26 protein-coding genes, 2 tRNA genes and 1 other annotated feature are annotated in these 25,084 nt (G+C 39.1%); of the genes, 2 read left to right on the top strand and 26 right to left on the bottom strand.

Annotated elements, in window-relative coordinates:
• Position 1: 1 nt before the first annotated feature.
• The 3 genes from NYE25_RS04445 to NYE25_RS04435 all read right to left on the bottom strand — a co-directional run bounded on the left by NYE25_RS04445 (position 2) and on the right by NYE25_RS04435 (position 2,858).
• Positions 2–1,063, bottom strand: a complete 1,062-nt coding sequence (locus tag NYE25_RS04445; RefSeq protein WP_076298997.1) for an AAA family ATPase — start codon at positions 1,061–1,063, stop codon at positions 2–4.
• Between the two features lie 75 nt (positions 1,064–1,138).
• Positions 1,139–2,122: a phosphotransferase enzyme family protein gene (locus NYE25_RS04440; protein WP_341145216.1), complete on the bottom strand. Its 984-nt coding sequence runs from the start codon at positions 2,120–2,122 to the stop codon at positions 1,139–1,141.
• 202 nt (positions 2,123–2,324) lie between these two features.
• Positions 2,325–2,858: a YdhK family protein gene (locus tag NYE25_RS04435; protein ID WP_341145215.1), complete on the bottom strand. Its 534-nt coding sequence runs from the start codon at positions 2,856–2,858 to the stop codon at positions 2,325–2,327.
• A gap of 176 nt (positions 2,859–3,034) precedes the next feature.
• On the opposite strand from NYE25_RS04435, the gene sleB reads away from it, so the two are divergent.
• On the top strand, positions 3,035–3,676 hold the full coding sequence (gene sleB, locus NYE25_RS04430) for a spore cortex-lytic enzyme (RefSeq protein WP_445667116.1): 642 nt from the start codon (positions 3,035–3,037) through the stop codon (positions 3,674–3,676).
• Positions 3,677–3,721: 45 nt separating this feature from the next.
• Here the strand turns inward: sleB and NYE25_RS04425 are convergent, their stop codons facing one another.
• The 21 genes from NYE25_RS04425 to NYE25_RS04325 all read right to left on the bottom strand — a co-directional run bounded on the left by NYE25_RS04425 (position 3,722) and on the right by NYE25_RS04325 (position 20,548).
• Positions 3,722–3,988, bottom strand: a complete 267-nt coding sequence (locus NYE25_RS04425) for a CD3324 family protein (RefSeq protein WP_042188024.1) — start codon at positions 3,986–3,988, stop codon at positions 3,722–3,724.
• Positions 3,989–4,099: 111 nt separating this feature from the next.
• Positions 4,100–4,172: transfer RNA gene (locus NYE25_RS04420), tRNA-Phe, on the bottom strand.
• 18 nt (positions 4,173–4,190) lie between these two features.
• Positions 4,191–4,263 (bottom strand) — tRNA-Phe (locus NYE25_RS04415).
• Positions 4,264–4,316: 53 nt separating this feature from the next.
• Positions 4,317–4,557 (bottom strand) — a binding site (T-box leader).
• An 11-nt stretch (positions 4,558–4,568) separates the two neighbouring features.
• A complete protein-coding gene (locus tag NYE25_RS04410; protein ID WP_339803739.1) occupies positions 4,569–5,102 on the bottom strand; it encodes a GNAT family N-acetyltransferase in 534 nt (177 codons plus the stop codon).
• Positions 5,099–5,428 carry a GNAT family N-acetyltransferase gene (locus NYE25_RS04405; RefSeq protein ID WP_341145214.1) on the bottom strand — a complete coding sequence of 110 codons (330 nt, stop codon included), beginning with the start codon at positions 5,426–5,428 and terminating at the stop codon, positions 5,099–5,101. The genes NYE25_RS04410 and NYE25_RS04405 overlap by 4 nt, the downstream gene beginning before the upstream one ends.
• 249 nt (positions 5,429–5,677) lie before the next feature.
• Positions 5,678–6,523: a zinc-dependent alcohol dehydrogenase gene (locus NYE25_RS04400; protein WP_341145213.1), complete on the bottom strand. Its 846-nt coding sequence runs from the start codon at positions 6,521–6,523 to the stop codon at positions 5,678–5,680.
• A 170-nt stretch (positions 6,524–6,693) separates the two neighbouring features.
• Positions 6,694–6,960, bottom strand: coding sequence for a CD3324 family protein (locus tag NYE25_RS04395; protein WP_042127555.1), 267 nt, complete (start codon positions 6,958–6,960; stop codon positions 6,694–6,696).
• 189 nt (positions 6,961–7,149) lie between these two features.
• Positions 7,150–8,544: a protoporphyrinogen oxidase gene (locus NYE25_RS04390; RefSeq protein WP_341145212.1), complete on the bottom strand. Its 1,395-nt coding sequence runs from the start codon at positions 8,542–8,544 to the stop codon at positions 7,150–7,152.
• 171 nt (positions 8,545–8,715) lie between these two features.
• Positions 8,716–11,319 (bottom strand): ABC transporter permease, encoded by a 2,604-nt coding sequence (locus NYE25_RS04385; RefSeq protein WP_341145211.1) that lies wholly within the window; start codon positions 11,317–11,319, stop codon positions 8,716–8,718.
• A complete protein-coding gene (locus NYE25_RS04380; protein WP_042127549.1) occupies positions 11,316–11,999 on the bottom strand; it encodes an ABC transporter ATP-binding protein in 684 nt (227 codons plus the stop codon). The genes NYE25_RS04385 and NYE25_RS04380 overlap by 4 nt, the downstream gene beginning before the upstream one ends.
• Positions 12,000–12,094: 95 nt before the next feature.
• Positions 12,095–13,096: a sensor histidine kinase gene (locus NYE25_RS04375; protein WP_341145210.1), complete on the bottom strand. Its 1,002-nt coding sequence runs from the start codon at positions 13,094–13,096 to the stop codon at positions 12,095–12,097.
• Between the two features lies 1 nt (position 13,097).
• Positions 13,098–13,781 (bottom strand): response regulator transcription factor, encoded by a 684-nt coding sequence (locus NYE25_RS04370; protein WP_341145209.1) that lies wholly within the window; start codon positions 13,779–13,781, stop codon positions 13,098–13,100.
• Between the two features lie 169 nt (positions 13,782–13,950).
• Positions 13,951–14,751, bottom strand: coding sequence for a GNAT family N-acetyltransferase (locus tag NYE25_RS04365; RefSeq protein WP_341145208.1), 801 nt, complete (start codon positions 14,749–14,751; stop codon positions 13,951–13,953).
• Between the two features lie 95 nt (positions 14,752–14,846).
• Positions 14,847–15,590 carry a class I SAM-dependent methyltransferase gene (locus NYE25_RS04360; protein WP_341147677.1) on the bottom strand — a complete coding sequence of 248 codons (744 nt, stop codon included), beginning with the start codon at positions 15,588–15,590 and terminating at the stop codon, positions 14,847–14,849.
• Positions 15,591–15,607: 17 nt separating this feature from the next.
• Positions 15,608–16,819 carry a DUF2812 domain-containing protein gene (locus NYE25_RS04355; protein WP_341145207.1) on the bottom strand — a complete coding sequence of 404 codons (1,212 nt, stop codon included), beginning with the start codon at positions 16,817–16,819 and terminating at the stop codon, positions 15,608–15,610.
• A complete protein-coding gene (locus tag NYE25_RS04350) occupies positions 16,800–17,147 on the bottom strand; it encodes a PadR family transcriptional regulator (RefSeq protein WP_371915742.1) in 348 nt (115 codons plus the stop codon). The genes NYE25_RS04355 and NYE25_RS04350 overlap by 20 nt, the downstream gene beginning before the upstream one ends.
• A gap of 165 nt (positions 17,148–17,312) precedes the next feature.
• Complete coding sequence (locus NYE25_RS04345) at positions 17,313–17,630, bottom strand: iron-sulfur cluster biosynthesis family protein (protein WP_341054695.1); 318 nt, start codon at positions 17,628–17,630, stop codon at positions 17,313–17,315.
• A 122-nt stretch (positions 17,631–17,752) separates the two neighbouring features.
• Positions 17,753–18,211, bottom strand: coding sequence for a DMT family transporter (locus NYE25_RS04340; RefSeq protein WP_042187996.1), 459 nt, complete (start codon positions 18,209–18,211; stop codon positions 17,753–17,755).
• A 38-nt stretch (positions 18,212–18,249) separates the two neighbouring features.
• Positions 18,250–18,675 (bottom strand): DMT family transporter, encoded by a 426-nt coding sequence (locus NYE25_RS04335; protein WP_076285787.1) that lies wholly within the window; start codon positions 18,673–18,675, stop codon positions 18,250–18,252.
• A gap of 190 nt (positions 18,676–18,865) precedes the next feature.
• A complete protein-coding gene (locus NYE25_RS04330; RefSeq protein WP_149644449.1) occupies positions 18,866–19,267 on the bottom strand; it encodes an NUDIX hydrolase in 402 nt (133 codons plus the stop codon).
• Between the two features lie 57 nt (positions 19,268–19,324).
• Positions 19,325–20,548, bottom strand: a complete 1,224-nt coding sequence (locus NYE25_RS04325; RefSeq protein ID WP_341145206.1) for an MFS transporter — start codon at positions 20,546–20,548, stop codon at positions 19,325–19,327.
• A gap of 133 nt (positions 20,549–20,681) precedes the next feature.
• Between NYE25_RS04325 and NYE25_RS04320 the strand changes: the two genes are divergently transcribed.
• Positions 20,682–21,578: a LysR family transcriptional regulator gene (locus NYE25_RS04320; protein WP_341145205.1), complete on the top strand. Its 897-nt coding sequence runs from the start codon at positions 20,682–20,684 to the stop codon at positions 21,576–21,578.
• A gap of 44 nt (positions 21,579–21,622) precedes the next feature.
• Here NYE25_RS04320 and NYE25_RS04315 read toward each other — a convergent pair whose 3' ends face one another.
• Positions 21,623–23,365 (bottom strand): ABC transporter ATP-binding protein, encoded by a 1,743-nt coding sequence (locus NYE25_RS04315; protein ID WP_341145204.1) that lies wholly within the window; start codon positions 23,363–23,365, stop codon positions 21,623–21,625.
• 14 nt (positions 23,366–23,379) lie between these two features.
• Positions 23,380–24,825, bottom strand: coding sequence for an ABC transporter ATP-binding protein (locus NYE25_RS04310; protein WP_341145203.1), 1,446 nt, complete (start codon positions 24,823–24,825; stop codon positions 23,380–23,382).
• Positions 24,826–25,084: the final 259 nt, after the last annotated feature.

Here is a 25,084-nt window from a genome sequence, read left to right as displayed (position 1 = left end):
TTTACCCCCGCTCTTTTATTGCAAGACGTGGTAAATCACGTACAATTTCAACCATTAACCAATCTGGAATATTATCACTTTGCTCCTGCTTAGCAACTACTAGCTGTGCAATTTCAAAGCTAATGACGGACAGGTCTTTAATCAGCTTTTTAACAGTGTGTGCAAATTGGCGATGTCCATCTCGTACGTTATCTTTAATCGGAGGGAGTTCTTTGATAATCTGGGCACGCAAGGATTGCGCCAGGAAATACAGGAGATCCCGATCTTCTGGAGCCGTTGGAAATGAGGATTTACCATCTATAATTTGATTAAGTTCATATTTTCCAGTTAGATTTTTATAAAAAGCCCTGAATTGTGTGGCGTGAGAAGGTGTCAGTGAACCATTCGCTAAAATCCCCACGGCATCCACATTTATATCATCCCCAAACTCATGTAGTGCATCACTAAGCATATGCCAAGAGCGTGGCGTGGAGAAAGGCTCTTCAGTCTTTGGAGGTGCACTCCACAGATGATCGGGACGCAATTCCAGATATTCAATAACCATAGGATGAATGCTATTCTCATATGCCCAAGAGATCCAATTCTGAAAAGATACATTTAGCTGTATATGGAACATCCGATTGATAAGCGCGGAGGACATAGGTTTAACAATTGCACTATCTTGTGCACGGTTACCAGCTCCTATTACTATAGAGCCCTCAGGTAGGTGATAATCGCCGATGCGGCGTTCGTGGATAAGACTATAAAAAGCTTTTTGCACCTCTTGAGAACAGGCATTAAGCTCGTCTAAGAACAAGCAATACGGTTCGTCCCGAGCAATCATTTTCGGAGGACAAAATTGGCTCTTGCCGTTAACGATTTGAGGTACCCCAATGATGTCTTCCGGTGCTAGTTGAGAACCCAGAAGAGAAACACATGGAAGACCCACCTGATCAGCAAAAGCTTCTACAAGAGAAGACTTTCCAATACCAGGCGCCCCCCAAATAAAAACAGGGCGGATCACAGAAACGTTTAGAAGTACTTGCATAAGTTGAATAGGTGTTACAGGAGTTGCTAGGTTCAAATAAATGCTCCTTTTTTATATGATATATCCTCATTATCTATTCTAAATATATTAAAAACTACTCAAAAGGATTTATTAAAGCTCTAAACAAGCTTTGTCATTTAGGGCATCCTGAATATTACGGGCAAGCCACTCTCTATCCTGCTCACGTTGTGACTCCGAAAACTCTTGAAATAACAATAGCACTAATTCCAGTCGGCGTTTCTCGATAAAGAGTGGGAGCTCTTTTAGCCACTTATTGTCGAGTGAGTACTTTCGATTATATCCCTTCATAAAAGACGTCAGCATGGCTGCCGCAAGACTAGAAGTTCTACTCTGCTCTACCTCCGGTTTTCGCCAATCCCCAAAGATGGTCGAATAATAAACGGCAATGGCAATATCATGCACCATATAGTCGTATCCGCAATCATCAAAATCAAACACGGTGATCTGCCCCTCATGCACGAAGAAATTACCCGGATGCAAATCACGGTGACATAGTCCATAGCCTTCTCGATTCCGCGGCAACTGGTTAATCCGATCATTTATTTGAAGCAACTTTTCAAAAAGCTGCTGTTCAACAGTACCAAAGTTAGCAAAGTCAAAATCTAGCTTACCCTGATGTGGTCTTGCCAAAACAGTCTCCGGATTGTATTGCAGAGTTAAAGCATGCATTCTTCCTGTTACCTCACCCCATTGCTCAAAAAGCTCCGTTCCCCAATTGGGATCGGAAGCATTAACATGACCACCTGGTGCTTTCTCCATTACACAGATCATAAATCTTTCCTCATCTTTGAATAGCGTTTGTACCAAGCTGCCATCCTGAAAGGGAATGGGGCGAGCCAGTTGCACGCCATGCTTTGCAAGATGGTCCATAAAGTCAAGTTCAGAGATGACCATCTCCTGCTCCTGATGAGACTGATGTGTTACACGTAAAATATATTCATGATCATCTTTTGGAAAGCTATAGACAACATTTTCAAAACCACCAATATACTTAATCGTTGTCCAATCGACTTGAATCTGTTGTGCAGCTTGTTTAAGCATTTCTTCATCGAATTTCACCTGCCAGTTAGGCATTTCAATCACGCTCCTACCTTCTAAGAAAATATCAATTAAAATGGTATATTTTGTATAGCAGTGCTTTATAAAGATATTTTAACACTTCACTACCAATAAAAGAAGCAATCAAAAAGGTAGGAGCAGCCTAGAACTTTAACAAAGTCCATGACTGTTCCTACCTTGATCATTTTTCATTACTTAAGAGCTTAATTTCTATTGGTTACTTTATTGCTGAAAGCTCATCTTCCGTTACCCATTTATGATTTTTCACTTTATTTCCACCCGTAGTAGGTGTGTAATCAATCATATATACCGTGGTATGTTCCGCTGCGTTAATTTGAGCCGTTGCACCTTTCATGTCTTTCATATGGTCAGCTTCCATTATGACTTCCGAGCCGGATTCATAGGGTTTGTCAGCTGCTTTTTTGATTTCTTCATGAATAATCCACTTGTGATTTGTAACTGGAAATCCGCCTGTTGTAGGTCTATAAGAAACGATATACGCTGTGGTGTCAAAAGCTCCAACTATTGTTGCAGTAGCCCCCTTCATACCTTCCATATGGTCCGCTTGGATAATCGCTTTACTTCCTATTTTAAAAGTAGGATTCTCTGCCACTTTCAAATTTTCAGATACGTTGCTTGAATTGGAATGTGAGGTATCTTCCATTATCTTATTGCCATAGCTATTTTCATTACCACATGCGCTTAGAGTGAGTGCAGCTGCGATTATGAATAGATATAATTGCTTTTTCATATATAAAACCTCCGAAGTTGATGTGCCTCTGATTATTTATTTACCCATTTCATAGGATCACAAACCTAATGAAGTATTTTCGAAAATGTAAAATGGATTATTAGATTACCAATAAATGAGTGTTGTCTCAGTTATTGAAGGTTATTTATAATGTTTTCTGAAAGGAGGCTACTACAATGAAGACTAAAATATTCACTTTGTTGCTTCTTTTGGGTCTGGTAAGTATGGCTACTATGATCGGTTCTGCTAGTGCTGCTCCGGTATTAACCGTAGGGAGTTCTTCTGGAGATGTGTGGGATCTTCAGTATCGATTAAAAACTCTGAATTTCTATACTCAGCCTTTAGATGGTGTATATGGAGCACAAACGAAAGCTGCCGTTACTAAATTTCAAAAAGCCTACGGATTAAGTGCCGATGGAGTTACTGGTACAAAAACATGGAATGCTCTAAAAAAATACACGCTTAATATTGAGGAAATGGATATTCTGGCGAAAGTCATTTATAGTGAATCTCGTGGTGAGCCTTATAAAGGACAAGTCGCAGTTGGTGCTGTAGTTATGAATCGCATACAATCTAGTCAATTCCCAGACAATATTAAAAACGTTGTATTTCAAAAAGGCGCATTTACAGCCGTATCTGACGGTCAATACTGGCTTACTCCAAACCGGACTGCCTATTTAGCTGCTCTTGATGCTGTCCGAGGTTGGGACCCAACAAACAATTCGATCTATTATTTCAATCCAGATACAGCTACTAGTGCATGGATCTGGACTCGTCCTCAGAACTTAAAAATTGGTAAGCATATATTTGCGAGTTAACGCTTTAAATAAATGTAATAGCCGGTCAACCCTACGGTTGACCGGCTATTTTTTAGTATAAACAATTTTCTTAATACTATCTTTAGAAAGACAGTATTCACCTGAGAGCTGGTCGACGGTTGCACCAGCAGCAAACCTCAGGCAGATCTCAATATTTCTTGATTCCAAATATTTTCTACTCCCTGACTTCTCACCCCATTTCACATGTAATTCTTCAGGCTTTGGAACGTAGACCATACCACCGTTTATATATTTCTGTATTTCTTGTAGTAACTCTTTAGGGAAGACTGTATCTGCATTTACATATTTCATAATTAATCTACTCCTTAAACTTCTCAAATTAAGATGAAATAACAAACAACCTGTCTAACCATAATGGTCGGACAGGCTGTTTTTATAGAAAGCTTACTATTAAAATTAAGATGGCTCGGGACGGGGTCGAACCGCCGACACTAGGATTTTCAGTCCTATGCTCTACCAACTGAGCTACCGAGCCTTGCTATTAAAGCTAAGATGGCTCGGGACGGGGTCGAACCGCCGACACTAGGATTTTCAGTCCTATGCTCTACCGACTGAGCTACCAAGCCTTACATGGATACAATTATTTCTTCTAAATGGAAACAAAAAGACCCCTCGTCCGAAAAGGGACGAGGAGCCGCGGTACCACCCTAAATTAGAACTATTCTGTACAACAAGCAGAAATGTTCTCACTTAAATATTTAACGGTTAACACCGGTACACCTCTACTTGCCAACAATGGTTTCAAGGGACTGCTCCGGAGTGAACTTCGATCAACCCTTTTCTCTAGAAACGCTCTCAATCTCCGGCGTTTCCTCCCTGTAAAGAGGTATTGAACTACTTTTCTCCATCAAAGCATTTGTTTTGATTAGCTTTATCCATTACAAAAATTAAAAATCATCTTTAATTCATCATCAAAAGACTTCTTACATTCTTCTTGAAAGCTATTACCAGTATATTCTTTTAGTGTCTTTCTCCAAAAATGCTGGGCTCTCCTATTTGTAGCTGTGGGATTGGTTTGTAGCTCCCATTTTCCAATATGAAGATTAAATACCTCCTTAGCCGCACGTTCAGCGATTCCCGTACCTCGAAAGGGCCGGAGGATAAAGAATTCGTTTAAATAAAATTCACAACCTGGTGGTGTATGAGGTGGTGTGGCTACTAATGCAAAACCAGCAGGAATTCCATCCTCTTTTATTAAATAAGGATATAAAATCCCCGGCTTCTCCCACCATATGTCGAACACTTTATTCTGTTCATTCAGCGTCTGTGTTTCATTATCCTCGTATACCCCGTATTGATTAGGAAGGTTCCCCCATATCTCTGATAGATCGTGTAAGTATAGTGGGTAGAGATTGTTAATCTTAAACTTTGTTGTGCTGTCAGTTAATGTTACGGTGATATTCATTTCGTTCTCCCCCTTCTATCGAATGCTTGAATATATTTTTGGAGATCACTCAAATAACGTTCTGTATAGTTGTCTTTTGTATAATCTTTAAGCACTTTTCGCCAGAAAACAATGGCAGGTTTATTATTTTCCATTTTAGCTAGTTTCCATTTAGCTTCTTTAAATAGATCAAATGTTTTAGTTGCGGCAGCAGTACCTATTCCATTTCTCTTGTATTTCTGCAAAATCATAAAGTCATAGACCACATGATTTGGATCTGGGTCTGTATCTAAGTTTTCAAAAAGAACAACCACAAATCCAGCTACGTTTCCTGAAAGCTCAATCAAATATGGATTCCATCGATGATCCCCTTACCTCTTTATCTTCAAACGTTACTGGAACAAGATTAATTTCCATCATACCTCCACGTTTTTTCTCTAATTTCACTTCCATACTCAGTATAATTACGACCACACACTAGTAATATGCCATGTTCAATTAGAATTAAATTTTATATAACGTCATTATTCTTCTAAAATAAAAAGAGTTCACCTGAGTTTTACACTCAAATGAACTCCAATATAATTAACTGATGATTAAGTTAGATCTACAATAACCTTGATCGTTTCTTTTGCTGCAATTGCTTTATCGAAGGCGGCTTGAATATCCTCTAATTTATAAGTCTGTGTCACCATTGTAGAGATATTCGTTTTCTTGTCGTTTATATGTTCAATTACCTTTACAATATCTTCATGTGTGTATCCACTAGCTCCAACTATGTTAACTTCTTTACTCATCACTTGAGCAAGGTTTATAGGTACTTCATTTTTATAAACGGCAATGATTGCTATTCTTGCTTGTGGCTTTACAATCTGCATCACTTGTTCAAATAAGATTGGAGCGCCCGCTGCGTCCACAAAAGCATCTACATTGGGTACACTCACACCGTATACGTTCACTTCGCCGAAGTGTTTGATTAAACCCTCTGCTAATGTTTCAGTCGACGTATTAACTGTTAATGCGCCTAATTCTTTTGCTTTATCCAAACGCCAGTTGTCAATATCCACTACGCAAACATCTTTAATGCCTTCACCAATTAATCCTGCAGCTGCAGATAAGCCAATAGGACCAGCACCAAGAACTACGATTTTGTCTCCATGTTTGGGCAGTACGCTAAAAGCGCCATGGAAGCCTACGCTCATGGGTTCCATTAATACGGCCTCTGTTGCCGAAACGGAATCATCAAATTCATAAAGGTTATAATTAAGTGCTGCATCTTCAATTAAGACATATTGTGAAAAGGCTCCTACCTCCAACGAATAACGACGACCTGCACGTTTTGCAGTAATTGGATTCACACCTACACGCATGCCAACTGCCAAATCGGTTTCCGCATCAGGACCTAATTCGACGATTTCACCAAACATTTCATGTCCTAGCAACGATTTTAAAGCAGCAAATAAAAAGATGGATGAAGGCGTGAAATATGAAGGACTGTTTGTAGATGGGATCGATAAATATCGGAAAAAGTACGGTATTTAAGATTGAATGATAATTAAATCCCAAAAAGCCATATCAGAGCTTCCTCTAACGTGACTTTTTGGGATTATAGCTATTTTTTTGTGTAAACAATCTTCTTAATACTGTCCCTTGATAGGCAATATTCATCCGAAAGCTGGTCAACCGTTGCTCCAACGGCAAACCTTAAACAAATCTCAATATTTCTAGATCTTAAGTATTTTCTGCTCCCTGACTTCTCGCCCCATTTTACATGTGCTTCTTCAGGCTTAGGGATATACACCAAACCACCGTTAATATATTTCTGAATTTCCTCTAATAATTCTTTTGGAAAAATCGTATCTGCATTTACATATTTCATAGTCGCTCTGCTCCTTAAACTTTTTTTGAGTTTGAAGGTAGCAAAGTCTATACTAAAAACAACAATGCACAGTGCACTGGCGGTAAATCAAATTTTATTCGCTCTATACAAACAACCGCCGTTGTTTATAGTCTAGACTTTGCATAGAGCTTATCGCTAATTTTCTCACTATTGTCCGCCCTCCTTTGTTTAATGTGTAATTACTTGTTCCAAAATGCGTTCCGCTGTCTTCTCTCCATTTGCAATACAATCAGGAATACCCACACCATAATAAGAACATCCAGCAAGGATTACATTCGGATAATGATCTGCAATCTTACTCTCTAAGGATACTACAATCTCGTGATGGCGTTTGTGGTAATTTGGCATATCATCATGCCATTTGGTCACATCGTGGGTAACTGGATGTCCAGTAATTCCAAGACTGGTCTGTATATCATTCAACGCCACCTTTAATAATTCCTCTTCTGAAAGCTTAATCAAGGACTCATAATGCGATCCTGAGCTTTTATAAAAGAGTCTGACAAGCAGACGTTGTTGACCAGACGTGTGCTCCCACTTGCGACTTGTCCACGTACAAGCATTGCAAAGAACATCGTCACTGTTGGCTGTTATGAACCCTGTACCGTTCGCTGGCAGTTGACTGTCAGGGATATCAAATCCTAGATACACACTAATCATAGAGCTGTTAAACAACTGTTTGAAATCTTCATTCAGCGCTTCGTCTTGAAGTAATGCTTGTGCAGTAGAATGCATCGTTCCTAGTACGGCAAAATCGCTGTCCAAGATTCGTCCATCTGCCAGTGTTACCCGGTACCGTTCTCCATCCTTTGCAATGCGCTCTGCCCGAATCCCTTTGATGATCTCAACATCGGACAGCTGTTCTTCCATGGCATCAATCAGAGCAGATACGCCACCCTTAAAAGACATAAACTTCTTATCGCCGTTCCCCTGGAATTTAGCCTTATTCGCGGACAATCCCTGAATAATACTTCCATATTCATTTTTATAATCAATCAAATAAGGAAGGGTCGAGGCAATGGTAAGTTCGCTCAATTTCCCGGAATATACACCTGATAGGACAGGTGATATTTGCTTCTCGACAAGTTCTTTTCCAAAGAAAGCTTCCAGAAAATCACCTACAGAATCGTTTTTCGTAAAACGATCATTCGGAGTATAGAAATCTTTAAGTGCTTCAACTTTACCTTCAGCAGAGATCAAATCTGTAGTAGCAAGTGATTCAATACTGAGAGGGATGCCAAAGACTGCATCTTTAGGAATTTGCTTCAGCTTACCTTCTGTGTAGATGTATGATATTCCTGTCGCGTTATATACAACCTCATCCTGAATACCTAATTCTTCAATCAATGGTGCTACATTTCTCTTGCGAGTGACAATTGAATCAGCACCAGACTCCATGATGAAGTCATCATGCTGAAGTGTTCTGATTTTGCCGCCCAGTCTATCGCTGGCTTCAACCAAAATGATTTTTACATCCAACTTATTATGCTGTATAGATTTCTGTAGATAGTAAGCGGTAGACAATCCAGTAATTCCCCCGCCAATCACGACGACCGTTCTCAAGCGTTGACACCTGCCTCTAAAGTTATAATCTGTTAAATTCAATTGAATACATTATATCATAGGGATTTATATGTAATAACATACCGTTCGTGTCATATATGACACAAAACACCCCCAAAAAATATAAACCTTCAGAAAAGTCAAAAAAGCCGCGATTATCGCGGCTAATCCTTATATATTCTCCTGTTTTAAAGCATCAATAATATTTTCCTTCTTCACTTTTGAACTGGAGTACAGCATAGCTGAGCTAACGATGATAAATACAGCGACTATGACATACAAGATACTCATCCACGGAAGTGCGAATCCATAGGAGAAACTACTCATCATGGATCTAAAGATCAAGTACATCACGACTATGCTAATCGGAAGCCCGAAAAGTAGTGATTTTATCCCATAGAAGATACTTTCATAATTAATCATTTTATTAAAACCGTTTGGCGTCATCCCTACAGACTTCAACATCGCAAACTCTCTTTTACGAAGTGATATGCTAGTTGATATCGTATTGAAAATATTCGCAATCGATATTAATGTAATCAAAGCAATAAAACCATAGGTAAAAATAGACATTAACATGATCATCTGCTCACTATTTTGTCTATTTTGAAACACATTTTGAACATAGACATTCCGTTCTTTCATCTCTTCAATGGCTTGTTGTGTCGCTAATGGATCAGAGCTGTTCAGGTTTAGTCGGCTTTGTATATCGTTACTCATCGTATCATTTGTTAATTGATCGAAGACTTGGACAGAGACAATGATGTTTAATCCACCAACTTGTGCTGAATGAACACCCATAGGGCGTTTATCAGTTAATGCGACGATTTCTACTGGTGATAATTTCGTCTCTTTTTCTGTATCCCAATCCGTATAAATTAAATCAAGCTTCTGACCGATTTCCGAATGAAGAGCTTTGGTCTCAATAATCTTTTTGGCGTTCTCATCCTCAAAGGTGACGGTATCATTCACAATAGCTGACATCTGATTGAGATCCGTTAATTGTTCATAACTTACACCGACGGATTCTGCATAGGTTCTCAAACCCTGTTCATTTAGGGCATGGATCTGAATGTAGTAAGGATATTTCCCATTCTTTAAAATACTGCTATCCTTCTCCACGATCTCTTGCAATTCTTTTGCCATATCTTTTTCATCAATCCATGAACTCAAGCTTAGTTCCCTGACCACATTATATTCCGTTATATTAGGTAAGGCAGTTATCGATTTCGTCAGCCGATCTACTTTTTGAGCGTCCTCAGTCCCCATATAGACTTGGATATCATAGTTCAAACCATCCTGTGAGAGTTCTACCGACTTTCTCATATTAGAAGTGAACGAAGATACGGATAAAAATAAAACGATACTAATGACAAGTGAGAATACGGTTGCTTGGTACCTGCGTTTATTTCGCTTTAAATTCTTCAAACCAATCTCTGCTTCAATTCCAAACAACTTGCGAACGAACTTGGATGTTTTCACCGCTTTACCAGAGAGCTTAACATCGGTTGATTGTCTGATCGCATCAATTGCCGAAATCTTGGAAGCTTTTCTGGCTGGAAGATAGGTGGATATAAAAATCGTCAGTATCGAAACTACACAAGCGGTGAATAGGGACAGAGGTGTAACAACCAATGTTAATTTTTCAGTTATCCCTAGTACATCTTGAATCATCGAATTGATAAACATAAAAGTGATCCCGATTCCTGTAATTCCGCAAATTATCCCAATAGGTATACTAATTAAACCGATGATCATCCCTTCAAAAAACACTGAATTCTGCTTCTGCCTCTTTGTAGCACCTACGCTGGAGAGCATTCCTAAATGGCGTGCACGTTCCGAGACAGAAATTGCGAAAGCATTATAGATTAAAGAAACGGAACCAATGATAATCACAGTCATAACGATGACTGACAATGAAAGAAGTGTATTACGTAAGCCATCGTTGTTCGTCACACCATAATAGCGGAGCAAACTATTATTATAAGAGATCGACTCGATATTGTTTTCTTGTGCCAATTCCTCTGCATGCTTGTATATGGAGCTATCCACCTTATTTAATACAACCGTCGCTGTGGTTTTTTCAGCTGCTCCAATCAAGCTTTCATCCACATAACTTAGAGCAGTATAACCCGGGGACCATGTTGGTTCCCAAGTAGGGCGCTTTATCACTCCCACAATCGTGTAGTTCATTGGTTTTTTATGAATGATCTCTTCATTCAGGGTGTCCTCTTCAGTCCGTAATCGTTCGTTCTGAGATAAGGGCTGCCCACTATTTTTATCATCCCTAGTGACTCGCTCTCCGACATCGAGAGTTAAAGTTTCACCAATCTTGTATGTTACTTTAGCGTTTTTTGCAATTTCCTCAGAAATGACTACTTCATAGTTAGTCTTCGGGAGTCTTCCATCCAGAAGTTCAATCGGAAATTGTTTAAAACCAGCTAAATTATATTCCTTAATATACCAATAGGGCTTGTTCTCATTCTGTCCCCCCTCTAAAGGGGCATAGCCACGATCATTTGAGATGACAAGTGTTTTCGTTGCATCATCCGCTTCTATCGCTTTAAGCTGAGCTTTAGTAACATTTCTATATTGGACATGCCATTCTCCATTTGTTGAGATACTCTGCTGCCTCATTAATTCCATAAATGAAAAACCAAGCGTTGCCACAGCCGTCACCATAGCCACAGAAATGATGACTCCAATGATAGTAACCAATGTTCTTCGTTTATTTTGCTTCAAATGTCTAAGCGTTAATTTATTTACGATATTCACGGACGAATCACCTCATCTTTGGCGATCCTTCCATCTTCAATGGTAATCACTCTATCCGCTTGTAATGCAATCCGTTCATCATGAGTAATGACAATCAGTGTTTGATTATAGGTTTTATTAAACATTTTTAATAAATCTATAATTTCACCACTGTTCTTACTATCCAGATTACCGGTTGGCTCATCTGCCAGCATGATTGCAGGATTACTAATTAACGCTCTACCAATAGAGACCCGCTGTTGTTGCCCGCCTGAGAGCTGATTTGGGAGATGGTTTAAGCGATTCTCCAAATTTAACGCCTTTACAGTATCCGCAAATTGTTTCTTATCTACCTTGTGCTGATCAAGGAGTAAAGGAAGTGTGATGTTCTCTTCGACCGTTAAGACCGGTATAAGATTATAGAATTGATAAATCAGCCCAATTTGTCTGCGTCTAAAGATCGCCAGCTGTGTTTCATTCAATTCATAAATATCCGTGTTATCTACGAATACTTTGCCGCTTGTCGGTCTATCCACTCCGCCTAATAAGTGCAGAATGGTCGATTTCCCGGAGCCAGATGGCCCGATAATCGCTACGAATTCACCTTTTTTAATTGAAAAAGATACATCATCCAGTGCCTTTACCGCTGTTTCGCCTTTTCCATATGTTTTAGACAGATGTTCAATCTTTAAAATGTCCATTGTTAGACCTCCATTTGTTGATGAGATCAGTATATCTGTCTACAATGACTATCCAGTGACTCTAAAGTGACATTCTAGTCACTAAGCTACAAGTGCTAAATGACTTGCTTATAAAATTTAATCTGAAATTGTGTACCTTTTCCCACTTCACTCTTCACATCGATCGTTCCGTTTTGTCCTGTGATAATGCTTTGTGCCAAGGCAAGTCCAATCCCTACACTATCTTCGCTTGCATTCTTACCTTTATAGAATCGTTTGAAGATATAGGGGAGCTCTGCCTTTGGGATTCCTTTGCCGTTATCTGTAATGACAATTTCCGTAAACAGTGCATTTTCTGCAAAAGTAATCGAAATCTCTCCCCCAGCAGGTGTGTGCTCTACACAGTTTTTCAGAATATTAATGATCGCCTCAGTTATCCAATTGAGATCGCCCGTAAATGTGGTGCTATCATCTCCATCAATCAAGATCCGTTGTTCTTTAATATCCATTGGAATTAACATGGGCTCCAAAGATTTTTGAACTAGCTTGTTCACCAGAACAAGATCTTTTTTAAAATGAATGGTTCCAGCATCGATCTTGGAGAACTTTAATAAAGAGGAGACTAGCCAGCCAATTCGTTCGAGCTGAATCGTAATTTTCCGGGTAAACTCCATTCTCTTCTCAGTGTGCAGCTCAGGATCACTTAATAAATCTGCCATCACAGTCATGGAAGTAAGCGGGGTTTTGAGCTGATGAGAGATATCCGAAATCGCATTGGTGAGCTTCATTTTATCTTCTTGTAATTGCGCACTCTGCTCGGATAACATCAGCGTCACTTTATAAATGTCATTCTTCAGGATACTAAGCTCACCTTCCTGATTATCACGAACATCGAGCGAATAATTCCCACTACTGATTTGGCATAGATACCCTGAGAGCTTTTCAATTTCACCATATCTCCAGCGGGTAAACAATACACTGCAAGCTATAAGCAAAGCTGAAGTCCCAGCTGTGAGCCCTACCGCCTCTAACGATATAAATGTCGCCATCGCTGTAGCCACAAGACTGATCAAGCACATCGTAAACAATAACCATCTAAATTCTCTATTACGAAGCATCCTAATCACCAACCTTGTAACCCAACCCTCGAACTGTTTTGATCAGTGTGGGTTCTTGGGGGTTATCTTCTAACTTTTCCCTAAGTCTTTTTATGTAAACCGATAATGTATTGTCGTTCACGAATTCACCTGCCACATCCCAAATCCGTTCTAACAATTGATTTCTTGAGAGAACCTGACCAACATGGTTAGCAAAGATCAGTAATAATCGATATTCTAATGCGGTCAATAGCACTTCATTTCCGTTCTTATAAACCTTTCCTTCAAGCGTGTTAATCCGTATATTCTCTAATTCGATATTGGATTGGGTCTGAGCCTGCTTGTTATATCTCCTTAAGACGGATTTAATCCGCGATAGCAGCTCCCGAATCCGAAAAGGCTTAGTTATGTAATCATCTGCCCCCATATCGAGTCCCATCACCACGTTGACCTCATCATCAATCGCCGTTAAAAAAATTACCGGTATATCACTTTGCGCTTTCACGATCTTGCACAATTCATAACCGCTGCCATCCGGCAGTGAGAGATCAAAGATGCATAAGGTGAGCTCTGATAACTGCTCAGATAACACCGCTTTGGCTGAGGTGGCGTCATAACATAGAAGGGTTTCAAAATGATCCTGCTGTAATGAATATTCAAGTCCTGATGCTATCGTTCTATCGTCCTCGACAAGAAAAATTTTCATGGATGATCATCCTAACCTTATAATATATTCAATCGTTCTATTCGTTCCGATGATCATTCTCTCATAATTATAGAGTTATACCAAATTACAATTCATATTAAAGTATTTACAACTCCACGGTAAATATAATAAAAACGTCTACTCCATGGAATAGACGTCTCTAAAAGGATTATATTGCAAAAGCTCCACACTTATATTGATGTATCTGTTGAAACCCTAGTCGTAGTGCCGATTTTTTCGAAGCTTCATTATCTAGTGAACAATCCCAGTAAGGAACAAAGCCATTGGCAAGCACATCTTCAACTACTAGCGTCGCTAAATGTGTCCCCACTCCTTGTTTCTGATATTTAGGAAGGGTTTCAATTCCGATTGCGTGTGTATCCTGTGTAACAAAACTAGAATAACACACCCCCATAATTTCAGATCCCTCAACTGCAGCATATCCGTAGCCTTTTTCAGCAAAGTCTTCTTTCGATGACCAGAATAAATCAATATTTTCATGTACAAATTCTATATTCTTTAGATCTGAGTTCTCCCAATCCAGCATTTTAAGATTTATAGTTCTAATCCCATTAGTCAGCGTCGTAGGCGGCTTGTGAAGTAACTTGAACACCATCTGTTCAAAAGGATATAGCTTCCTAGAAGGAAACATCAATTCCAGATTCCATTCATCATGTTGACCAGAAACTTCGAAATGTTCCATCCCGAGTTCCTTCATTCTAGGTACAATATGATCTGTTACATAACTGTCCAGTGCATGGATAAAGGCTTGATTGGTGTGATCGCCAATAAGATAAAACCCTTCAATCCCCTGACTCCATACTAACGCACTCTTTGGTGCTGTAAGTTGATCGACAAAGATCCAACCAGGATTATTAACTTCAATCACAGAGAGAATTTCGGGATGGATATGCTCTCCTTGAAGTAGTGGCTTCACTTTATAATAATCCTCATGAGGTATTTCATGCATACAGACACTCCCCTTATTTTCCTTGCAGATGCTGTATACATAAGTATAAAGTAATCGTCCTTCATCGGTTGGTAAAGTTCATTCTTAACTGAAAATTACTGTCCACTTATAACTGTTTTTCTAGCCTTAATTATTAAAAATGAAGGTCTCCTTCTTTCATTTATTAATTTGGGCATCTTCTCAAGACCCTCAAGATTGGATTCAGGTTCAACAATTTCTTCAACAGTCAGTCCATTTTGGATCAAAGTATTAAGTAAAGTTGAAAGTTTTCTATGGTATTTTATGACACCATCGATCCCCCAAAACTGTGATCTGAGACCTTCTTCACCATAATTATCAATGGGCCAATGTAGGATATTATGATCGGAATCTTTAACCCACCCACTTTGAATCTTATTTGATAAAACAACAGGATGTTCTGTTGAAAATACCAGGTAGCCATTTGGTTTAATCCACTTTGAAATCCTACTAATGAGTGTTTTATAATCCTCGACATAATGAAAAGCTAACGAACTTACTACCAAATCAAATTCATTTCGATTAAATTCGATTTCTTCCATAGAGCTCTGTATATAACGGATCTCAGGTCGTTTCCTTGCCATAGCTAACATCTTCTCTGATATATCAACACCTGTTACCTGTGATGCGTGGTTATCAATCATATAGTTCGCCTGTTCTCCAAAACCGCAGCCAAGGTCGAGAACATTTAAATCCTGTAGGTCTGGAAGTAACCCTCTTATTGCAGGTTGTTCAATAAAGTCATTGTATGTAATTCTTGACTCCCTTAAGTTCTTATACATTTGAAAAAACTCAGGGTTGTCATAAATGTTCTGTTGCATCATACACCTCCACGATATTATTGATGATGTTTACGAAGTCGGTTGTAATATAGCCAAGTCCGACTAACATATGATCCAAACATTAGAATTAAGATGGCGTACAAGATCATATTTATGATCTGCAATCGATCCAGGTTAGAATAAGTCGATAATCTTACATTTAAACCAATGATATACATATATAAAATAGTGAGGGGTAAGAACATAGCAGAATACGTTAAAGCTATACGTCTAGCTAGTTTCAACTGATTTAACTTATCGCTGTATATTTGCGGTTTGGCTTTACCTGGTACATATTCTTGGCCCCATAAAACCCATTTCTGACTCCATGAACTCGATTTATACAGACATACCCAGCCAGAATCTGTATGAATGTTGAAGTAATTGGTATCAGCAGTATTTTGTAAGTCCGCACAATAACACATCTTACGAGGCTTCCCTTTTTTAAAATAAAAGGCAGTTCCCGTTTTGCCAACTCTGTACAGATTGTATCCTTTTTTCTCCATTTCCTCTAGCCACTCTTCAAGCCGATCCGGCGCATACATCCATCCAAGCTTCCACTTCATAACAAGTTGACCTGAACTTTTCAAACGCTTCTCTTCATTCTTACTTAGCCTATCTTTCAGAAAGGATGTCCCCTCACCATTTTGCTTGTTTGGTTGTATGAATTCTTCTGTTAATCTTTGGTTCGTCTTGTTTAATGTGATCAGCGAATATACGGTGAAAATACATAAGATAATGCTAAGTCCTAATGCAGTAGCAGGAATAAAACCATAAGGTCCGTTGAAGACATTAAAATGACCAGACTTGGAAACACTCAATGCTATCGTACTTATTAAAATTACATTGAGTAATGCAACCATTAAATAAATCAATATACCCATAAAAATATACATGATCTTCTTGTTATGCTTTACGATTCCCTCTCGATCAGGGAGAGCTCTAATCTGTTCTAAAGGCAGCCGATTCATCGTCACAACCCATTTGCCGCTCTGTAACACCTTCGTCCATCCGAAAATTAATAGACCCTTAGAGAGGGATTGGTTGGGAACTTTATCGAATACGATTCGATAGTTTGCTGCTTTCGGTTCGCCCTGCTGAAAGTAAAAATATCTAGTTAAACGGTTGATTCGGATAAGTTCGTAGCCTTTTTGGGCCATAGAAGCTAACCATTCTTCAGTTTTCTGAACATCATAACTCCAAAGGGGTCTAAATATTTTGATAATCATCTATGTCACCTCCATATTTTATAGCATTCTCATGTAGCTCTTTAAGCCTATTAATCTCTGTAGCAAGAATTAGCATCCCTATGTCTGTTCTTTCGTAAACTGTTTTTCTCTCTTCATCAGCAAAAACAGTAATCATCCCATCTTTTTGCATCTTCGTTAACGTGCCATAAACTGTACCTGAACCTAACAAAAGACGTGCTTTCGTGATTTTCTCCACATGCTTCACTATTCCATATCCATGACGTGGTTCATCTAAGGATAAAAGAATATAGAATGCTGTTTCAGTCATGGGTACGTATTTCTTCAATACTTTTTCAGGGTTCAACATGCCCAGCTCCCTTTATTTATACGTCGCATTTAAATATGTCTTAACGTGACTATATCACGTCGTGACATAGTCTACAATATTAATGCTCGAAAAAAATAAAATAAAGTGTGTAAAATCGCTTCATCAGCCATTCTACACACTCTACATTCAACTGCTCCAACCTGCCTAACGAATATCTTTTACACGAATATTACTACCTAACAGACTCGAATCACTACTTAATCGGAATGACGGGTAATTCTCATCTGCTTCAAGTCGCATCTGTTCATCAAATAAAGACTCCTGTTGCCGGTCAACAAAAAAAGTAAAAGGCTCTTTCTGAATTTCAATATCTGTAGCATGAGGTTCACTAATGACCTGAATTACGATCACGCCATTACAACCACAGCCCTCTGTATCGAAGAATAATTTAAAATATCCTGGTCGTTCACCAAGGCTTTTTTCTAACTTTTCAATAGTTTGGGAGTTCAATTGTATGAACATAGGATGATCTACTCCTTATTTATAATCGAGCTATTACTTTCCCAAAGTATAATTTGATTTCCTTCCATCCTCGTGTGATTGCCATCACTTCTATTTTGACAGACATGCGACTGAGGGGAAGCCTAAACCGCCTTCTGCGTCTCCCGTTCACCACCTAGCTTAAACACGAGAATACCTCCAACAATAACAATCACTCCGACCAACTGCTTCCAAGTAAAAGGAACCTTTTCAAGCCCTAACCAGCCTAGTGAATCCCAGAGCAGTGCAAACCCAAGCTGAGAGATTAATACGATCGAAATCGCATACGTAGGGCCCAACCGCTTAGTTCCTTGCACAAGGCATATTACTACCCCAACCCCGATCAAACCACTGATCCAATACCAAGGCTCCATATTTCTCAAAGTAAATATACGGTTTCCTTCAACGATAAGACTCATGATAAATGAAGCTAGGAATCCCATCCCTAACACTAAAGTTGTCGTGGCCCAAGATCCAACCTTTTCATTAACTTTTGTATTAAATATATTTTGCAGACTCACTAGTGATCCCGCGATAAGCGCTAATATCAAACCAATAATCATAACTTAACTCCTCCATTTATCGACTTTACGCAAGGCCATTAGAATTTCAATATCACTACGCCAACGATCATCAACCCGATGCCGATGAACTGCGGCAGTCTCATTTTTCTCTTTTCCATTCCAAACCAGCCTTTAATATCAATTAAGAACGTCAGACATAGCTGAGCAATCAACAATGAGGATATCGTAAAAGTAACACCAATTTGCTGAATGGCCGTTACTTCACTAAAAATAATAACAGCCGCAAAAGCGCCACCGATCAAATATAAGGGTTTTACTTGCTTAAAGCCTCCCCTTTTCCCATCTCTAACGAACAAAAGAATGAGAAAGGACATGATGAACCCTGTTAATTGTGTAATTGTAGCCGCCTGCCAAGTCCCGATATCTTGACTAATTCGAGCATTTGACACGCCCTGTAGCGTAATACAAGCCCCCGCTAAAAATGCAAATATAATTCCTCTCATTTCTCTCTCTCCTCAACTTCGATCTCTTACATATTAAATAGCAATTCAAGGGTTTAAAAAAGGACATCTGTCCTTAATGAGAAGAAACGTTGCTATCGCCCAACAACGACCTTTGGCTCGTAGAAATAAAAAGACCGTCTCAAGCCAACTTGCTGGCTTAAAACGGACTTCAAATGCTGTATATGGTTGATTATGAGAGCAAATTCTTCTCATGCAATTGATCAAAAATAATTTGGGTAACAACAGACACGCGATCCCGATCCTTATAGCTTAACCAAGATAATTCCTCGATTTCGGACGCTGGCGTTAATGTCCCTTCATAATCCGCAATATAACAGGTCATTTTGACTGTAACACCCTCTGCTTTCCCATGAGCTTCTGCCTCAAACGTTCCAAAATAAGAAACAGTCTCTGTCTTGATCTGAACAGAAATCTCTTCCTCGATTTCGCGCACGAGCGTCTCTTCGTCTGTTTCTCCGGCTTCTCTTTTTCCTCCAGGTAAATAATACATATCTTTCCCTTTGGAACGCGCACATAAGACTTGTCCATTCTCGATATGAATCCAGGCGATTTTATCAATGATTGTTGTCATATTGTTCTCCCCATGCCTTTTTTTCAACAATTATATCATACAGCTGAACGTATACATTTATGCAACGTCAGCTTTAGATTTTTGAACGCGAAGCTTACATTGAGGTAGGTGATGAAGCAAATAGTATACAGCAACTGAGATAAGCGTTACGAACCCTGCAACTTCGTACATCATACGGTAATCTGTATAAGAAGCAACTACACCCATAATATAAGAACCCGCTCCATACCCCAAATCAAATAACAAGAAAAAGGTTCCGTTTGCGCTTCCTCTACGTTCTTTATCGGCTAATTTAAGTGCAAGCGTCTGAAAGCATGGCATAAGTGCGCCATACCCAACCCCCATAATGATGCCTGAGAACATCAACATGAATCCGGATTTAGCTTGACTTAAGCTAAGCAGACCTACAGCGAAGATCAGAATTCCGGGATAGATGAGAATATGTTCATTATATTTATCGAATACTTTACCGATTAGCGGTCGAAACAGCACAATCATAATCGCAAAGGCCACAAAAAAATAACCGGTAAGCTGTGATTGGTTAATTTCTTTTGTAAAAGAAGCGATAAAACCAGATAAAGAACTATAGGAGAACGCAAGCGTAAATCCAACAAGCGAGATGGGCAGTGCTTTGGGTTCAATGACGTCACTCCAGCGAAGACCCTTTCGCATCTTCACAGGTTCCTTAACGGCTTTTTTAACCGTATCCTTCTCTTCTTTGGGCATACGAACGCCTAATGTGAATAATAGCGAAAGCGCAGCAATCACACATACACCTAACAGCAGTACATGAATGTTCTCATCTTTCCATAGAAAAAGACCCAAAGCTGGTCCAATGACCATCGCAATACTCATAAACATACTGAAATAACCGATGCCTTCTCCTTGGCGTGAGTACGGGATTAGCGTGGAAGCTATTGTACTTGTCGCTGTCGAGGCAACCGCATAACTCATACCGTGAATGAAACGAATCACCAGAAACAATACAATTCCATTAGCTCCGAAGTATCCTATACAGGCGAGTAGAAATAAGACCAGCCCAATAACCGCCATTTTCTTTTTACCGAATTTATCAACCCATGATCCTGAAAAAGGACGGATCAATACACCTCCGAGGACATAGATGGTAATGGCTAACCCCATTTGCTGCTGATTCCCGTGCAAGCTTTCCTTCACGTATAACGGGAATGCAGTCGCCAGAATGTAAAAGGTCAGAAACATAAAAAAACTACTCAAACAAACAACAATAAAATTCCGGGTCCATATTTTCTCTCTAATCACAGCAGACTCTCTCCATCCTACCTATATCTTTTTATATGTTACAATAGTATAGGACCGAAAATTAATTAAGTAAAATACATATTATATGATGGATATATCACATTAGAGTTATGAATAAAGAGAGGTCAATGTTATGGAATTCCTTCAGCTTCAATATTTCCGTGTAGTTGCTCGTCTTGAGCACATGACTAATGCCGCCAAAGAATTAAATGTATCTCAACCCTCACTTAGCAATTCCATCCAACGTTTGGAGAAAACCTTAGGTGTTCCCTTATTTGAACGCCAAGGCAGAAATTTAAAATTGAACGAATTCGGAAAAACATATCTTCGTCGTGTGGAGCAAGCATTTCTGGAACTGGATGAAGGTCAGCATGAGCTCACGGATATGGCCGGACTTGAACATGGTGTAATATCTATAGCAGTTACTCTACCGTATGTATTGCCCACTTTACTAAAAGAGTTTCTTACCCTTCACCCGCACGTTCGGATCATTCAGCGTCAGCTTGGCTCAGCATTAGAAATGAGAAACGATCTGGAGAGTGCAGTGATTGATTTTTGCATATCTTCGACACCTGTTACCGGACCAGACATCGAATGGTTTACCTTAGCAGAAGAGGAATTATGTTTAAGTGTGCCGAAGAATCATCGTTTTGCCAATCGCGAAAGTATTTCTTTGATTGAAGCTGCAGGTGAGAATTTCATTTCTTTGTCTTCTAGATCTAATTTCCGTGAAATTACAGATGCATTTTGCCGTCAAGCTGGATTTGAACCGCTAATTGCTTTCGAGCTCGAAGAAGTAAGTGCCGTTCAAACCTTAGTTCAGATGGGGCTGGGTATCACCTTTACTCTCCCTTTAGCCTTAAGCAGGAGAAGTAAAAACACAGAAATCGTTCAATTGAAAATAACCGATCCGCTTTGTCAGCGCACTTTTGGCATCGCTTGGAGCAGAAAACACTTTTTATCACAAGCGGCTATACACTTTCAGAAATTTGTTGTGGATTTTTTTAGTAAACCTCATGAGTATAGTTAAGGAGAATATGCCATCTTATATCAACCGTAATCACATCTAATAAGCTACTTATACCAAGAGGATTGTAAAGCGTACATGTTTGCATAAATGCCATTGTGATGTACTAAGTCTTGATGATCTCCTACTTCAGCAATTTCTCCATGATACATAACATAGATCGTATCAACATTCTTCGCCCAACCCAAGCGATGTGAAATAAAAATAGCTGCTTTATCTTGACAGATTTCTAATAATTTCGTATAGATCTCCATCTCGGCATTCGGGTCAATCGCGGAAGTAGGTTCATCGAATACTATAAGCTCCGCATCATTGTATAACGCGCGCGCAATCGCCAGCTTTTGCCATTGTCCCCCTGATAGCTGCCTGCTTCCTTCTACTATTTGCCCCAAATTCACATCTAATCCGCCTAATTCATGGAGCAAATCTATCAGCTCACATTGTTCTAGAACCCTTAGTATTTTAGCATCATCTGAAGGTGTATTCGCATCTCCCAATAGGATATTTTCTCTTAGTGTCAATTCAAACTTCACAGCATTCTGAAATACAACGGACACCTTACCGTGAGGTTCTAAATGACCCTTCCAGCAAATCGTTCCGGAGCTTGGTCTATATTGACCTAATAACATTTTAATCAACGTAGATTTCCCTGCTCCATTTTCCCCGACGATGGCTATTTTCTCACCCGGCTTTATGGTCATATTGATGTTAGATAAGACATTTTTGTTCGATTTGGCGTATTTAAAATAGACATTTGAAACGGTAATTGGGAGCATAGCATCAGTTGAATTATTGATGTTATTTTTGCAAAAATCCCTGTTCTTATATGTAAGTACTTCATTTAAGTCATATAATTTGCTACTGCTGATGTAAAGCTTGCTTAATGGCCAGGTCAAACTCATAATTTTACCACCACTCGATAACAGCGCCAGAAATAACACCGAAATTGTTCCAATTGTAACTGTATTAGACTCCCCCATTTTGTTTAACAGGTACACTAGAACTACAAAGATAGCACTCGTCTGGACCATAGCCACGACCATCCCTGTTTTGATCTCGAATTTTCTGGCGCTAAATCTTTTATTATGCTGCTTCTTCATAATCATTGCCCAGAGATTTGTAAAATAAGAGATGGAGTTATAAATTCGCATTTCTCGAATCGCATTAGGGTCTTCCAAAGTGTTAGCAAGATAGTCTCCCATTCTTCCATCAAAGGTGAGCTCTCTTCCTGTTCTTCTCACTTTAATTTCCGTAAATAATCGAATGGTTAAGGTAGTCACGATCATTAGTGTTACTACGAATGTGACCAAGAAATAACCACTTGTCGCAGACAACCAGATGATGCTTATTAGTCCTGAGATAATTCCTACACTCGATACCAAAAAACCTGTAATCCCCTCTAAATCTTCTCCAACTACCTTTTTAGCTCTTTGCAGTTTATTTCCAAACTCTTCATCATCAAAATCCTCAAAATCAACCCGGTTTGCAATATCTATCAATTCGGATTGAAAAGCGAGGGTTAGTTCCGCATTCATTCGATTCTTCATCATATTGGTTATGCTTAATGAACAAGCTTGTACGCCATGAATCACAACAAACCATAGAATAGGGAGCAGCGTCATAACACCGCGAGCCACACCGTTAATGATATTCACTTGGACAGCGTAAGAATAAAAAGTTAATAATCCACTGATTATAGGGACTATGATAGTGATTGTTGAGATCATCGGACTTTTTCTAACCATCCGCACCAATACCTTAAAAATATTATAGATATCTGACTTCAGCATGGATTTCTCCTTTCTCATACATATAAAGAGGACTGGCGATTAAACATCTTTTTGTATTTACCATCCACCCTCATTAATTCTTCATGCGTTCCACTTTCAACGATTTCTCCATGCTCAAATAGAAAAATTCTATCGACGAATTTGGACATATACAGCCGATGAGTCACTATAATGGAAGTCTGCTGTTCTCCTAATTTCATAAAAGTATCAAACGCCTGTTGTTCCGCATAAGGATCTAGGGCAGCAGTCGGCTCATCAAAAATCATAAGAGCGCCGTCATTGAGATAGGCTCGTGCAATCGCAAGTCTTTGCCACTGTCCCCCAGACAAATCTATCCCTCCAAACTGAGGACCTACTAAGGTATCCAACGCAACACCATAATTATCAGCTTCTGCTTTTTTCATCACGGCTAATAACCTTGAATCGTCATGAATAGTAGCCATATTACCTAATGCAATGTTTTCTCTAATTGGTCTTTGTAACTTAATGAAATCCTGAAAAACAACTCTTGTATCCTGTGTCACGTTATGCGCTAAGACTTCATTCTCACCTTTAAACCACTGGATGTTTCCAGCTGTTGCAGGATACAACCCTAAGATCAACTTAACAAGCGTAGATTTACCCGAACCATTCTCACCTACAAAAGCAATTCGTTCACCTGGATGAATAGTCATGTTTATATTACTCAGGGTGTTCTTAGCGTTGGTCGGATATCTAAAAAACAGCTGATGAACTTGGACCTTCATTGGATCGGTGTTCCTATTGGAATTCACCTCCTGATCTCTAAGCACCTGCTCTTCCAAATCTAAATAAGACGTATAATCCTCGTACCGTAAACGACTCTTCGCTAAGTCAGCGTAAATTCTTGTTAATGCAGGAATAACGATGAATAATTGACTGGATATCTGAAGTAATAACACAAAAAGCCCAGCACTCTGTCCGCTACTTCCGATCGTAATCGCTAGAATGGCAATCGTAGTCCCATTTAATAAGATCATGATTAAGCTTTGGGAGAAGTTGAGGGTTTCAGAATAAATAACCTTACGGTGCATTTGTTTGAAGTTATTCGTAAAGCTCTCTTTCATTGAGGAAAACAAATAGGAGGACATTCTGTACATTCTTACTTCCGGAATGGAATTTCTGTTCATCAACAAATCGACTAAATAGTTGATCATTCGCACAGAGGAGGTTTGATTCGCTGAAATGGACTCTACTTTCTGTGACATTCGCTTCATAAAATAAAGCTGTAGAATCTGCACCCCTAAAATAATCAAAACCAGAATATAGAAGCCATAAACAGATAAGACAACCATTAAAACAACTAATGTTATTAGGTGAACTGTCACACCTGTCCATTGGTCTAACAGATCAATCAAGGAAAGTCGTTTTGCTTTTTCTCTTTTAGTTTTTGTAGCGGGGTCCTCCAAAAGTGCCGTAGATAATTTAGAAGTCTTTTCCAAAATGGTATGTTCCAGTTCATATATACTGGTGGATGTTAAATTGGTGATAGCAATGGCTCGAAGAGAACTATTAAGGCCCGCGAGATATAACATTACCATAAGCAAACTTACTAATAACAAGATATGTTGGTAGGTGTTAGGATTGAAGTTCTGAATGAGGTCAACCACATATTTCGTTGTGAATAATTCTGCAAAAAGGATTGGGGCACTCAGTAAGTTAGTGATAAAATATAAAAGTGAGTTTCTTCTGTCTTTCACA

The sequence above is a fragment of the Paenibacillus sp. FSL E2-8871 genome (genome assembly GCF_038000345.1).
GTDB lineage: Bacteria > Bacillota > Bacilli > Paenibacillales > Paenibacillaceae > Paenibacillus_AQ.
Note: the sequence above shows the minus strand (reverse complement) of the source record. Positions and strands in the feature narration are given on the sequence as shown.